Here is a 12,643-nt window from a genome sequence, read left to right on the forward strand (position 1 = left end):
CCTGCGCGACGCTCCCCATACCTTTCCAAGCTCTGGAACACGCACCATGGAAGTTTCCCGCACACGCGCGCTGCGCGGCCCCAATATGTGGAGCCGCCACACGGCCATCGAAGCGGTCGTGCACTGCACGCCGGCCGAGCAGTCGATCGCCGACATGCCCGAATTTGAAGCCCGGCTGCGCGCCCTCTTCCCCAGCATCGGTGCCCTGCGCCCCGCCAGCGCCCAGCGCACGCCCATCACCCTGGCCCATGTGCTGGAACAGGCCACCCTGGCCCTGCAGGCCCAGGCCGGCTGCCCGGTGACCTTCAGCCACACCCACATCACCTCCGAGCCCGGCAGCTACCAGGTGGTGGTGGAGTACAGCGAGGAAGACGTCGGCCGCATGGCCTTCGAAGCCGCCTGCAAGCTGGTGGAAGCCGCACGTGATGGCGGCAGCTTCGATGCCGACGCCACCCTCAAAGCCCTGCGCGACCTGGACGAGGATGTGCGCCTCGGCCCCTCGACCGGCTCCATCGTCAACGCCGCCGTGGCCCGCGGTGTGCCCTACCGTCGCCTGACCCAGGGCAGCCTGGTGCAGTTCGGCTGGGGCGCCAAACAGCGCCGCATCTGGGCCGCTGAAGTGGACGCCACCAGCGCCGTCAGCGAATCGATCGCGCAGGACAAAGACCTCTGCAAGCGCCTGCTGCAATCGGCCGGCGTGCCGGTGCCCACCGGCCGCCCGGTCAGCTCCATCGACGACGCCTGGGACGCCGCGCTGGAGATCGGCCTGCCCGTGGTCGTCAAGCCGCAGGACGGCAACCAGGGCAAGGGCGTGACCGTCAATGTGGTCACCCGCGAGCACATGGAGATTGCCTACAAGGCCGCCGATGAAATCGGCCAGGTCATGGTCGAGAAGTTCCTTCCTGGCAGCGACTACCGCCTGCTGGTGGTGGGCGACAAGCTGGTCGCCGCCGCCCGCCGCGACCCGCCGCATGTCATCGGTGACGGTGTGCTGACCGTCAAGCAGCTGGTCGACAAGGTCAATGCCGACCCCAAGCGCGGCGACGGCCACGCGACCTCGCTGACCAAGATCCGCTTCGACGACATCGCCGTGGCTCGCCTGACCCAGCAAAACCTGACCCCCGACTCGGTGCCGGAAAAAGGCCAGCGCGTCATCCTGCGCAACAACGCCAATCTGTCCACCGGCGGCACCGCCACCGATGTGACCGATGACGTGCACCCGGACGTGGCGGCGCGCGCCATCGCCGCGGCGCAGGTCGTGGGCCTGCATGTCTGCGGCGTCGACGTGGTGGCCGAGAGCGTGCTGCGCCCACTGGAAGAGATCAACGGCGGCATCGTCGAAGTGAACGCCGCGCCGGGCCTGCGCATGCACCTCTCGCCCTCCTACGGCAAAGGTCGCAATGTCGGCGAGGCCATCATTGCCCACCTCTACGGCCATGGCCACAAGAGCGAGGACGGCCGCATCCCCGTGGTCGCCGTCACCGGCACCAATGGCAAGACCACCACCTCGCGCCTGATCGCCCATCTGTTCGCCACCTGCGGCCTCAAGGTCGGCATGACCAACACCGACGGCGTCTACGTCGATGGCCGCCAGATCGACAGCGGCGATTGCTCCGGCCCCAAGAGCGCCCGCAATGTGCTGATGCACCCCGATGTGGAAGCGGCCGTGTTCGAGACCGCGCGTGGCGGCGTGCTGCGCGAAGGCCTGGGCTTTGACCGCTGCCAGGTGGCCGTCGTCACCAACCTCGGCGCCGGCGATCACCTTGGCATGAACTTCCTCAACACCGTGGAAGAGCTGGCCCTGGTCAAACGCGTGATCGTGCAGAACGTGGCGCCGAACGGTTATGCCGTGCTGAATGCCGCCGACCCCATCGTCGCCAACATGGCCGGCACCTGCCCGGGCCAGATCATCTTCTTCGCCGCCGACCGCCACCACCCGCTGATGGCCACCCACCGTGCACAAGGCAAACGCTGCGTCTACGTGGACGGCGACCAGCTGGTGGCCGCCCAGGGCAGCTGGCGCGAGAACATCCCGCTGCGCGACATCCCCATCACCCGCGGCGGCGCGATCGGCTTCCAGGTCGAGAACGCCATGGCCTCGGTGGCCGCTGCCTGGGGCGTGGGCCTGGACTGGGACACCATCCGCCGCGGCGTGGCCAGCTTCGCCAATGACGCCGACAACGCGCCCGGCCGCTTCAATGTGATGGACTACCGCGGCGCCACCGTGATTGCCGATTACGGCCACAACGCCGACGCCATGCGCGCCCTGGTGGCTGCGGTCGAAGCCCTGCCGGCCAGCAAGCGCTCGGTCGTGATCAGCGGTGCCGGTGACCGGCGCGACGAAGACATCCGCGAGCAGACCGTCATCCTGGGCGCCGCCTTTGACGAGGTGATCCTGTTCCAGGACGCCTGTCAGCGCGGCCGCGAGGACGGCGAGGTGCTGGCCCTGCTGCGCCAGGGTCTGGAAGGCGCCAGCCGCACCCGCTACATCGAGGAGATCCGCGGCGAGTTCATCGCCATCGACGCCGCCCTGGCGCGCCTGCAGCCGGGCGAACTCTGCCTGGTGCTGGTGGACCAGGTGGAAGAAGCCCTGGCCCATCTGGCGCAGCGCATCCAGGCTGGCTGATCGGCGTTTCGTCCCGAAGCAGAAGCCGGCGCACCAAGCGCCGGCTTTTTTCTGCCCGGCGCACATCTTCCGCGCGTATGCTGCGGGCATGCACCTCTTGGACACCATGCACATGACGGTTTATTCCGGCGGACTCTCATGACTGCAACTCTGCGCCATCTGGTTCTGGTGCTGGGGGATCAGCTCAACAGCGACGCATCGGCCTTTGATGGCTTCGACCCGACGCAAGACGCCGTCTGGATGGCCGAGGTGCAAGAGGAGTCGACCCATGTCTGGTCCTCCAAGCCGCGCACGGTGATGTTTCTGGCGGCCATGCGCCATTTCGCCCTGGCCCTGCGCCGCCTGGGCCGCCCCTTGCACTACCGCTGGCTCGACGACCCCGACAACCAGGGCAGCCTGGCCGGCGAACTGCGCGCCGCCATCGCCCGGCTGCAGCCGCAGCGCCTGATCATGACGGCGCCGGGCGACTGGCGCGTGCTGCAGGCCCTGCGCGCCGTGGCCGCCGAGGCCGACCTGCCGCTGGAGCTGCGCGACGATCGGCATTTCTTCAGCACCGTGCGTGAGTTCGCCGCCCACGCGCAAAGCCGCGGCAGCTTGCGCCTGGAGTACTTCTACCGCGAGCTACGCCAGAAGCACGGTGTGCTGATGGAGCCCGATGGCCGCCGCCCGCTGGGCGGGCAGTGGAACTTCGATGCCGAGAACCGTGAGGCCTTCGGTGCCGCCGGCCCCGGCTTTCTGCCGGCCCGCAGCCAGTTCCCCCCCGATGCACTGACCCGCGAGGTGATCGCCCTGGTCCAGCGCCAACTGCCCGATCACCCGGGCCAGCTGGACAGCTTTGCATGGCCGGTCACGCGCGAACAGGCCTTGCAGGCGCTGGGCGAGTTCCTCAGCGAGCGCCTGCCCTTGTTCGGCCGCTACCAGGACGCCATGTGGCCCGAGGAGCCCTGGCTCTACCACTCCCATCTGGCCGCTGCGCTCAACCTCAAGCTGCTGAACCCGCGGGAGGTGGTGGCTGCGGCCGAGGCCGAGTACCGCGCCGGGCGCGCGCCGCTGGCCTGCGTGGAGGGTTTCATCCGCCAGATCCTGGGCTGGCGCGAGTATGTGCGCGGCGTCTACTGGACGCAGATGCCGGGCTATCTGGAGCACAACAGCCTGCAGGCCAAGCAGGACCTGCCCGCCTGGTACTGGACCGGCGAGACCGAGATGGTCTGCCTCAGCGCCGCCCTGCGCCAGACCCTGGACCATGGCTACGCCCACCACATCCAGCGCCTGATGGTGACCGGCCTGTTCTCCCTGCTCTACGGCGTGGCGCCTGCGCAGATCCATGCCTGGTACCTGGCCGTGTATGTCGACGCCGTGGAGTGGGTGGAACTGCCCAACACCCTGGGCATGAGCCAGTTCATCGACGGCGGCCTGCTGGCCAGCAAGCCCTATATCGCCAGCGGCAAATACATCCAGCGCATGAGCAGTGGTAGCTACTGCAGGCGCTGCCCGTATGACCCGGCCGAGCGCCTCGGCGAGCGCGCCTGCCCCTTCACCACCTTGTACTGGGATTTTCTGATCCGCCACGAAGCCCTGCTGGCCGCCAACCCGCGCATGGTCATGCAGGTGCGCAATGCAACGCGGTTGAGCGCAGAGGAACGCACAGCCATCCAGCAGCAAGCGGCCGCCCTGCGCCAGCCCAAACCACGGGCCGGCACTCCCTGATATGCCACAGGCCGATAGATCTGCATTGCCGAGGCGCACGCACTTGAGTTACCGTCCAGCCATGCGCTTGGCGCCGCCGCTTCCGGCCCCACCGGACTGCTCTCAATGAAAAAGATCCTGATCGTTGACGACAACCCCGACATCCGGGCCCTGCTGCACGCCACCCTGGACCTGGCCCAGAGCTTCGAGATCCACGAGGCCACCAATGGCGTCACCGCGGTCGAACAGGCGGCCATCATCAAACCCGATCTGGTGCTGATGGACATCATGATGCCGGGCGAGTTCGACGGGCTGGAGGCCTGCCGCCGTATCAAACAGCTGACCCTGGACCACGGCCTGCCGCCCAAGGTGCTGCTGGTCAGCGCCAAGCCGCGCGATCAGGTGCGGCAGCAGCTGGATGAGGTCGGGGCCGATGAATTCATGGCCAAGCCCTTCGGGCCGGCCCAGTTGGTGGCCTGCATCATGGCCTTGTTCCAGCCCAAGGACTGAAAGCCCGCAGCAGGCCGCGGGCCCGCCTGCGCGCATCCAGCTCCCGCTCACCACTTGCAGCCGTTCTTGCGCACCGCGTCGGCGGCCAGCGGGATCACGGCCAGCAGCCCCATCTGCTCGCCATAGGCCTTGCGGCAATCCTTCTTGCCGGCGGCCTCCATGCTTTCTTCCAGCTTGGATTTGCGCTCGGGCGGCGGCGGCACCATGTTCAGCAAGCCCGAGCTGCTGCGCGAGGGCAGTGCGCCGCCGCGCATATCGCGCGGCAGATTGAGATTGAGGCGCGGTGCATCGGGCGGTGTGGAGGCCGGCGTCGCCACATCGTGCCCCAGTTGCGCGCCGGCATCGGGTGCGCCTTGACCGGGGCGACTCGATGACGCGGGCGTGGCCGTGGCGGGACTGCCAGGCTGGGCATTGCTGCCATTCGATGACGCCGGGGGCGCGTGGACCGGGTTGTTCGGGCTGGCACTGGGCTTGGCTTGAGTCTGCGCCCCGGCCTCCGGGCTGCGGGCCGCGCTGCTGTCGGCAGCCTGAGCGCTGGGGCTGGGGCTGCTCTGCACCTGGGCGGCCGCGGGCTCGGCCTTGGCGTCACTGATCGCCGTGTTGGGCACACCGCCTATCTGAGGGTTGTTAACAGGCAGCGCTGGCAGCTGAGGCAGCGCTGCGGCCGCTTCCACCGGCGCCCGCTGCGGCGGCAAAGGCAGGGCCTCGGATCGGGTGGGAGCTGTCAACGCAGCCGGGTTCGGCGGGGGCAGTTGGCGCGTGCGAACCGGCGCCGTCACCGGTTCGAAGGCCGGCAAGGGCTGCACCGTTTGTGCCGGGGCCGGCAGGGGTTGGGTGGGGCTCAGATCTTGCGCCGTGGCTCGACTCAGGCGGCTGCTGGCCGCCGGCAGGCTGCGCGTTTGCACCGGCGGGACGAAGGCCACGGGCGCCTGGGCCGGCAAGCTCGCTAGGGGGGCGGCTTCGGCACTGGACTGCAAGGGAATGAGCTCGGCGCGTGCCCGGTTCACGGGCGGCGCTGCTTCCCGCAATCGATTCAGCGCCCGCGCCGCCAAGGGCTCGGGCAGCGGTGTGGGGTCCGGTGAAGGCAAGGCCATCGGCTCGGGCAGGCGCTCCAGCGCCGGGGCTGGATCGGGCGCGGGCACGGACTTTGGCATGGGAGCGGCGGCCGGCGTGAGCTCGGGAGCAGGCTTGGGGCCCTCCACCGGCCGAGCCTGGTCCTGCCCGGTTTGCTCCATTTCCTGCGCGGCCGGCGTGGGGTTCCAATCGCCCAGTCGCGCCGCCCCCGGCCCCGTCTCGCGTGGCACTTCGGGCCGCACGCTGCCCCCGTGTCGAGTCTGTCGCGCCAGACCCACCGGGCCCGTCTGCTGCGGCACCCCGGTGCCGGCCTCGCCCGAACCCGCTTCCAGGCGGGGACCACGCAAGGTCACATTGATGCGCCCCCAGACGCCCTCACCCGCCGGCGCCGTGCCACCTTGGGTGTTGCCGAAGACCAGCACCAGCAACACGTGCAGCAGCAGGGCCAGGGTCAGGCATTGCTGCATGCGTGTGGGCGGCTGACGCGGCTGCTGAAGCCACGCAGCCATGGCCGAAACACCAGCGCTTCGGGCCGGGGCATTCACGGTGGCTAAGGCGGGAAATCGGAGCATTGAAAGCGGGGCGGGCAGACGTTCGCGCCCGGCAAGGCTCGGCGGGGCAGGCTGAAATGTAGCGCGGCGCGCCCGGGCGCCACCTGGGGCCTGCCCGCAGTGCGCGGCAGCCGCACTTCGTGAGCGATGTCACGAAATCGGGAAAACCTGGCCCGCAGACATGGGCTGGCGCGCCGGGCGGGCGAGGACTAAGCTGCGTGCATCGCCTGGACTCTCGCTGTGCATTGCAGCGGCACCAGTTTTGCACCCGCCCATTGCAAGGAATCTCCATGAAAACCACCCTGCTCGCCCTCAGCCTGATCAGCCTCAGCGCCCTCTCGCACGCCGCCGCCGCGCCGCAAGACAGCCCCGAAGGCCTGGCACTGCGCAGCGAATGCGCGCAGAAGTACAGCGCGGGCTACGCGGCCCGTGACGCCGCCGCCAAGTCGGACACCGACGAGTACGTGTTTGTCTATCACAAGGGGCAATACAAGGGTGAGCATGTCGCCGGCCAGACCCTGGACTGCACCGAACGCCAGTACGCCGCCTATCTGAACACCGTGGATCCGACCCGCGTGATGGCCGCCTACCCGACTGCCGCTGGCCGCCCCAGCATCAAGGCGCCGCGTCTGCCGCGCACGCCCTCGGTCGGCAAGTGAGCGCCTGACCCGCTCTCAAAGACAGCCCGCTTGCGCGGCCGGGCTCGGTTCGCCGTAGCGCAGCTGCGCCAGTGAAGCCTGAACGCCTGCGGCAACAGCGGGCCGCAAGACGAAGAGGTGCTGATAGCTGCTTTCACACAGCTCTGCCACCTGCGGCCCTCCCAGGGCCGCGATCAAGGCCGGCACCGTGTTGCTGTGACCGACGATCAAGAGCGCCCCGCCGGACTGAGCACGGGCCAGCGCCACGATCTCCTGGATATGTGCGGCGCCTTCCCCGCGCCGGGCAGGCACCGGTCGGGCTTCAATCTGCAGCCGCTGCGCCAGCGGCGCCGCCGTCTCACGGGTGCGACGGAACTGGCTGGTGACGATCTCCCGCACCCCAGCGGCGACCAGCGCCTCAGCCAAGGACTGGGCCCGCACCTGGCCGGCGGCGCTCAAGCCCGGGTCGGCCGCGGGCTCGCCCGCCCGCTCGGCATGTCGCACCAGAAAGATCTGGTCCGGCCAGGCCGAAGCGGAAGCCGCCAGCAGCAGGCCGCCGACCGCCCACAAGCTGCGAATCAGGCACTGCCGCATCACGGCGGCGGCCCTGCGCTTCATGGGGCAGCTTTGGGTGGTTGCACAGCGCCGCCGGTCGAGCGGGCCACGAACACCGCCAAAGCCTCGATGTCGGCCGCGCTGAGCTTGTCTGCAAAGCTGGGCATGGCGCCCAGGCCCGCGCGCAAGACCTTGCGCACCCGCTCGGCGTCTGGCTTGAGCTCGTCCAGCACCGGCCCGACCTGACCTTCCGAGCCGGCCGCCGCCAGCGTGTGGCAGACGGCACAGGCCGGCTGGGTCTGGGTGAACAAGGCCTTGCCTCGCGCCAGCTGCTGCGGCTCGTCAGCCGCCAGCGCGAGCGGCATGGCGGCCAGGCCGCCGATCAAGCCAAGCCAGACGCGCAACTCAAACCACCGTGATGGTGACGGCATGGTCGCGCCAGCTGTTGTTGTTGTAGCCGCTGAGGTTCTCCTCGCGCAGCTCGGCCTGCACCTGGCCCTGAGCGTCGGTGGCGCGGCTGGCCAGGGTGTAGCTGCCCGCAGGCAGGCGTACCGACAGCACGAACTGGCGCCAGGCAAAGCGGCCCAGATCGGGGCCGACCAGGCGGGCGGGGTACCAGTTCTTGCCGCCGTCCACCGAGACCTCGACGCCCTTGATCGCCTGCGTGCCGCCAAAGGCCACGCCGTGGATCTGCACCAGGCCTTCCTTCACCGGGCCGGTCTCGGGCAGCGGGCCGTTGATCCAGGACTTGACGCCCATCTCCAGCACCGAGGGCTGGTCCGGCGCGGCCTTGGCGCCGGCGGGCGTCATGCGGTAGCCGTGCGACATGATGCGAGCCTTGGACTCCTGAGCGGTGAAGGCCAGGCTCTTGACGTACTTGATGTTGTTCACGCCTTGGTAGCCCGGCACGATCAGGCGCAGCGGGCCGCCGTGAGCCAGGCTCAGCGGTTCGCCGTTCATCTCCCAGGCCAGCAGCGCGTCTTCCAGGGCCTTGATGGGCACCGAGCGCTCGACGATGACCGAGCCCGGGTCCACGCCCTCGGGCAACTTTTCACCGCCGGTGCCGGTGATGTAGAGCATGCCGTCGGCCAGACCGCCGAGCGCCGTCACCACATTGCGCAGCGGCACGCCGCTCCACAACACGCAGCCGGCCGCGCCCACGGTCCAAGGCGTGCCGCTGGGCTTGCTGGGGAAGAAGCCGCGGCCATTGCCCGAGCATTGGATGACGGTGGCCACGGTTTCCAGGCCCAGGGTCTTGAGCTCGGCCAGACGCAGGCTGCGCGGATTCTTGACGCCCTCGACCGACAGGGTCCAGGCATCGCGGTCGTCCAGGATGGCGGCGTCGGGCGCGGGCAGGTTGTTGCGAACGTAAAGCTGCGAGGCCGGGGTGATCACACTGGTGCCGAAGGCCGAACGGCGGGTCTCCAGGGTGCTGCTGCTGTGCTGGATCAGCTGGGCGGCGTTCTTCCAGGCGGCGTAGGCCGGCAGCGGTTTGGCGGCGGCCGCTGCGGCGGGTGCAGCCGCAGCAGTCTGGGCCGCGGCCGGGCCCATCCAACTGCCCAGGCCGACGGCGCCAAGGGCCGAAGCCGTGCCAGTCAGCCATTGGCGGCGGGCATGGAGGAGGGCGGAGGGGTTCTTCTTCGTGCTCATGCAATCGTCTCCCGGGGTGCGTGTTTGAAGGGAAGTTTGGGCTAAAGAACAGACTCTGAAATGCAAGCTCGAAACCGGTGCATCTTTCTTGCAAGCGCGCCATTCTGGGGGCTGGCGGCCATGCCGCCGCTCAGGATATAGCCCTAGAGGGCGACGCGCGCCCATTCTGCATTCGACTCTGTGACGACATGAAATACGGGCACACTTCAGGCTTTGGGCAAGATGCCCGAGTCCCAGTCATCGCCATCGGGAGGGGCGACGACTTCTGGCGGCTGCAACCGGACTGAGACGCCGGACCAGCCTGTTATCAAGAAAACCGCCCGATGTTGACGATGAAACCACTTGCAAATATGTGGCGCGCCGCCATGGTGATGGGCCTCTGGGCCTGCGGCACGGCCCAGGCCGGCTTGAGCGCCGTGGTCGCGGTTGAACCCACCGCCAAGAAAGCCAGCTACAGCATCCACTACAGCGCCCTCGACGCCGCCCTCAGCCGAGCGGCCTCTCAAGCGGTGGCCGCCACCGCCAGCGAAGACATGGCCGATGTCATGCGCGCCACCCGCAGCGCGGGCTTCGACATCTTCATCGGCCCGGCTCAGGTGGCCGCCTCGGCCCTGCACCGCGGCTACGAGTTGATGGGTGCCACCCAGGCATCCGAGCCTTTCTTGCTGGTGGTGCGCAAGGAAGTGCCCGACATCCCGGGGCTCAAGACCCGCCGCATCTATCTGCCGCAGCAGGATTCGATCTACACCTATATGGCGCGCGGCCTGCTCAACCAGGGCGGCCTGTCCATGCAGGACATGAAGGTGGCCCATGAGCGCTTTCCGCAAGCCGGCCTGACCGCCCTGATGCTGGGCGCGGCCGATGCCACCGTGGTGACGGCCAGCGACTGGAATGAATGGTCGGCGCAGAACCCGCAAATCGGCCGCGTGCTGGCCAAGACCGAGGGCGTCCCGGCCGGCCTGAGCGTGGTGATCAAAAAAGACCTGCCGGCAGACGTGCGCAGCCGTCTGAGCAGCTTCTTCAACGCGCCACCTGCGGCTGTGGGCCTGCCACCCACCAAGTTCAAACCCGACAGCGGCGAGTACAAGCGCGTCTCCGAGCTGGGCCTGTTCACGCCCACCAGCCTGCCTGGCGTGACCCGTGTCAGCGCGCGCGAAGCGCAGAAGCTGCAAGGCCAGGGCGCCCTGCTGATCGACACCCGCACCGAGAAAGAATTCCAGGCCCGCCGCATCCCCGGCGCCATCTGGGTGCCCTACGTCGAGAAGAGCCTGAAGGACATCGCCTTCAATGCGGCCCAGGACGATTTCAGCGCGCTGGCCAAGGTGGACAAGCTCGACGTCAACCGCGCTGTGATCTTTGCCTGCAACGGCGCGGAATGCTGGAAGTCTTACAAGGCCGCGCGCGTGGCCCAGCAAAAAGGCTTCAAGAAGGTGCACTGGTTGCGCGGCGGCCTGCCCGAATGGGAGGCCGAAGGCCTGCCGGTGCAGAACGCTGCGCCCTGAACCCGGCCGCTCAGCGCGCGGCCTGGCGAGCCTTCCGCTCAATCCAGGCCGTAGCGGCGCCGGATCTCGCGCAGCACACCACGCGCCTCCAGCCGGCCCAGCGCCTGATCCAGCAGTTGCGCATCGGCCTCGCTGACGCTTTTCTCGCTCAGCATGAAGGCCACCGGCCCGCGCACCGTGCCAAATGGCATGAGCTGCAGCACCATGTTTTGCTTGCGGGCCAGATCCAGCAAGGACGCCACATCGCCCAGGATCAGGGGTGCGCGCTGGCGCTGCAGCATGGCCACGCCCTTGCCATGGGTCTCGAACAGCTCCAACAGGCCGGCCTCGCGCAGCGGTGCGCGCCAGGGCTCGAAGTCCGGCCCCAGGCGCCCGGCGTTGAGCACCAGCAGCGGCGTGCGCGTGCGCAGCACATCCTCGAAGCTGCTCAGGCGGGCGGCAGGCGCGGGCAATTCGCGCCCCTGCAGGCTGCGCAAGGCCAGCACACCCAGCACTTCCTCGCGGTAGACGCGGGTGTATCGCACGCCGGCGGCGGGCGGATTCTTGGGCGTGGCGGCCAGGATCAGGTCGATCTCGCCCTCTTGCAGCTGCAGGATGCGCCGCCGCCGCGGCAGCGGATCCACCCACTGCAGACGACAACCGCTTTCGTTCATCAAAGCTTGCAGGATTTCGAAATCCATGCCGCTGTGCTGACCGTCCTCATGGTTGACCAAGTAGGGCGGCCAACTCGCACGGGTGACGCGCAGGGCATGGCGGCAGCCCGCGCTCCAGGCTGAACTCATGGCCAGCAAGAGCAGCAGACTCAGCGCCGCCGAACGGCGACGAAAGCGGGATGAAGCGAGACAGTTCACGAGCGGAGCGACCGGCGTCAAAAACGCTGCGCCTGCGGCCAGCGATTCCCGGACCATAACGCAAAGCCGCCCGAACAGGGCTGGGCGCAGACCCCTATCTGAAATAACGCTGCTGCAGCCGGGCAACGCTGCCGTCGGCCACCAGCTGCTGGTAGGCGTGCAACCAGCGATCAGTCTCGACCTCGCTGACATGTAGAGAGCAGCCCATGTAGAGGTCGGCCTCACCCAGATGGGCGAGGGTCCGGAACGCGCTGCGCGCATAACCATTCAACTCGATGGCAGCATTGAGCATGGGCGCACCGGCATAAATCGCATCCAGCATGTCGCCGCGCAGCATGCGCAGCAAATCCTTGTAGTCCTTGGCCTCGATGATCTGGCTGAAGCGCTCGGCCTGCAGATTCTTGATGATGGGCGAGCCGCGCAGCACGCCGACGCGCCGGCTGCGCAGAGCCTCCAGGCTCAGCGCGCCGCCACCGGCCCGGCCCACCAAGGCATAGCTGACATGCATCAGCAGGATCAGCCAGCGGAACTTGTGCTCGCGGTCCGGCGTGCGCGCCAGCGGAAACACGCCCAAGGCCTCGCCCGCCTCGGTCATGCGCACCGCTCGCGCCCAGGGGAAGAACTGCACGGCATCGCGCCTGCCGAGGCGTTCGGCCATCAACTGAGCCAGCTCGTAGGCATAACCTTGCGGGCCTTCGCTGCTCTGCCAGGCAAACGGTGGCAGGTCACCGGCCACCCAGCGCAAGGGCGCAGGCTCGGCCGCGCTGGCGGCGTGGCTGGTCGCAGCCCAGCTGGCGCAGGCGCTGACAGGCAGGCAGGGAGCCCAGGCGCAGAGGCGGCGGCGGGACAGGGGAAAGTCGGCGGGGTCCATCGCTGCAGCACGCAGACCGGCGGCAGGCGCCGGACACGCAGTCTTGGCTGTTTGTCTCGTCCTGGCTGCCTGTCCCGGCGGCTCAGAGGGGGTGGATCCCTGCAGTTCGATCCACTGTAGCACCGTCGC

Annotated in this window: 11 protein-coding genes; 5 read left to right on the forward strand and 6 right to left on the reverse strand. The window is 68.7% G+C overall.

The features are described 5' to 3' along the window. Positions 1-46 precede the first annotated feature (46 nt). From cphA to C1O66_RS12340, 3 genes are all read left to right on the forward strand, one after another. Entirely contained in the window at positions 47-2,626 is a 2,580-nt protein-coding gene (gene cphA, locus C1O66_RS12330) for a cyanophycin synthetase (RefSeq protein WP_102768150.1), read from the forward strand. 138 nt (positions 2,627-2,764) lie between these two features. Further along, complete coding sequence (locus C1O66_RS12335; protein WP_102768151.1) at positions 2,765-4,333, forward strand: cryptochrome/photolyase family protein; 1,569 nt, start codon at positions 2,765-2,767, stop codon at positions 4,331-4,333. Positions 4,334-4,438: 105 nt separating this feature from the next. After that, positions 4,439-4,822: a response regulator transcription factor gene (locus tag C1O66_RS12340; RefSeq protein WP_102768152.1), complete on the forward strand. Its 384-nt coding sequence runs from the start codon at positions 4,439-4,441 to the stop codon at positions 4,820-4,822. Positions 4,823-4,869: 47 nt separating this feature from the next. Here the strand turns inward: C1O66_RS12340 and C1O66_RS12345 are convergent, their stop codons facing one another. Beyond that, positions 4,870-6,405, reverse strand: coding sequence for a hypothetical protein (locus C1O66_RS12345; RefSeq protein WP_133155195.1), 1,536 nt, complete (start codon positions 6,403-6,405; stop codon positions 4,870-4,872). Positions 6,406-6,737: 332 nt separating this feature from the next. On the opposite strand from C1O66_RS12345, the gene C1O66_RS12350 reads away from it, so the two are divergent. Beyond that, complete coding sequence (locus C1O66_RS12350; RefSeq protein WP_102768154.1) at positions 6,738-7,106, forward strand: hypothetical protein; 369 nt, start codon at positions 6,738-6,740, stop codon at positions 7,104-7,106. Positions 7,107-7,121: 15 nt separating this feature from the next. On the opposite strand, the gene C1O66_RS12355 is transcribed toward C1O66_RS12350, so the two are convergent. From C1O66_RS12355 to sorT, 3 genes are read right to left on the reverse strand one after another with little or no spacing between them, the layout of a single operon-like run. Further along, a complete protein-coding gene (locus C1O66_RS12355) occupies positions 7,122-7,703 on the reverse strand; it encodes a SixA phosphatase family protein (RefSeq protein WP_102768155.1) in 582 nt (193 codons plus the stop codon). Next, positions 7,700-8,005, reverse strand: coding sequence for a SorU family sulfite dehydrogenase c-type cytochrome subunit (sorU, locus tag C1O66_RS12360; RefSeq protein WP_223696735.1), 306 nt, complete (start codon positions 8,003-8,005; stop codon positions 7,700-7,702). Before sorU ends, C1O66_RS12355 begins: the two co-directional genes overlap by 4 nt. A 40-nt stretch (positions 8,006-8,045) precedes the next feature. After that, positions 8,046-9,290, reverse strand: coding sequence for a SorT family sulfite dehydrogenase catalytic subunit (gene sorT, locus C1O66_RS12365; protein ID WP_102768157.1), 1,245 nt, complete (start codon positions 9,288-9,290; stop codon positions 8,046-8,048). A gap of 332 nt (positions 9,291-9,622) precedes the next feature. On the opposite strand from sorT, the gene C1O66_RS12370 reads away from it, so the two are divergent. After that, positions 9,623-10,792, forward strand: a complete 1,170-nt coding sequence (locus C1O66_RS12370; RefSeq protein WP_243392781.1) for a rhodanese-like domain-containing protein — start codon at positions 9,623-9,625, stop codon at positions 10,790-10,792. Positions 10,793-10,830: 38 nt separating this feature from the next. Here C1O66_RS12370 and C1O66_RS12375 read toward each other — a convergent pair whose 3' ends face one another. Both C1O66_RS12375 and C1O66_RS12380 read right to left on the reverse strand, forming a co-directional pair. Beyond that, positions 10,831-11,574: a substrate-binding periplasmic protein gene (locus tag C1O66_RS12375; RefSeq protein ID WP_165794585.1), complete on the reverse strand. Its 744-nt coding sequence runs from the start codon at positions 11,572-11,574 to the stop codon at positions 10,831-10,833. Between the two features lie 163 nt (positions 11,575-11,737). Then, positions 11,738-12,514 carry a substrate-binding periplasmic protein gene (locus C1O66_RS12380; protein ID WP_102768160.1) on the reverse strand — a complete coding sequence of 259 codons (777 nt, stop codon included), beginning with the start codon at positions 12,512-12,514 and terminating at the stop codon, positions 11,738-11,740. Between the last annotated feature and the right edge of the window lie 129 nt (positions 12,515-12,643).

The sequence above is a fragment of the Paucibacter aquatile genome, from assembly GCF_002885975.1.
Taxonomy (GTDB): Bacteria; Pseudomonadota; Gammaproteobacteria; order Burkholderiales; family Burkholderiaceae_C; genus Paucibacter_A; species Paucibacter_A aquatilis.

Bases quoted from the DNA above. Each gene is read 5' to 3' on its own strand.
- C1O66_RS12340 (WP_102768152.1), top strand. From the start codon at position 4,439: ATGAAAAAGATCCTGATCGTTGACGACAACCCCGACATCCGGGCCCTG.
- C1O66_RS12370 (WP_243392781.1), top strand. From the start codon at position 9,623: ATGAAACCACTTGCAAATATGTGGCGCGCCGCCATGGTGATGGGCCTC.
- C1O66_RS12375 (WP_165794585.1), bottom strand. From the start codon at position 11,574: ATGAGTTCAGCCTGGAGCGCGGGCTGCCGCCATGCCCTGCGCGTCACC.
- C1O66_RS12335 (WP_102768151.1), top strand. From the start codon at position 2,765: ATGACTGCAACTCTGCGCCATCTGGTTCTGGTGCTGGGGGATCAGCTC.
- C1O66_RS12355 (WP_102768155.1), bottom strand. From the start codon at position 7,703: ATGAAGCGCAGGGCCGCCGCCGTGATGCGGCAGTGCCTGATTCGCAGC.
- C1O66_RS12380 (WP_102768160.1), bottom strand. From the start codon at position 12,514: ATGGACCCCGCCGACTTTCCCCTGTCCCGCCGCCGCCTCTGCGCCTGG.
- C1O66_RS12345 (WP_133155195.1), bottom strand. From the start codon at position 6,405: ATGGCTGCGTGGCTTCAGCAGCCGCGTCAGCCGCCCACACGCATGCAG.
- cphA (WP_102768150.1), top strand. From the start codon at position 47: ATGGAAGTTTCCCGCACACGCGCGCTGCGCGGCCCCAATATGTGGAGC.
- sorT (WP_102768157.1), bottom strand. From the start codon at position 9,290: ATGAGCACGAAGAAGAACCCCTCCGCCCTCCTCCATGCCCGCCGCCAA.
- sorU (WP_223696735.1), bottom strand. From the start codon at position 8,005: ATGCCGCTCGCGCTGGCGGCTGACGAGCCGCAGCAGCTGGCGCGAGGC.
- C1O66_RS12350 (WP_102768154.1), top strand. From the start codon at position 6,738: ATGAAAACCACCCTGCTCGCCCTCAGCCTGATCAGCCTCAGCGCCCTC.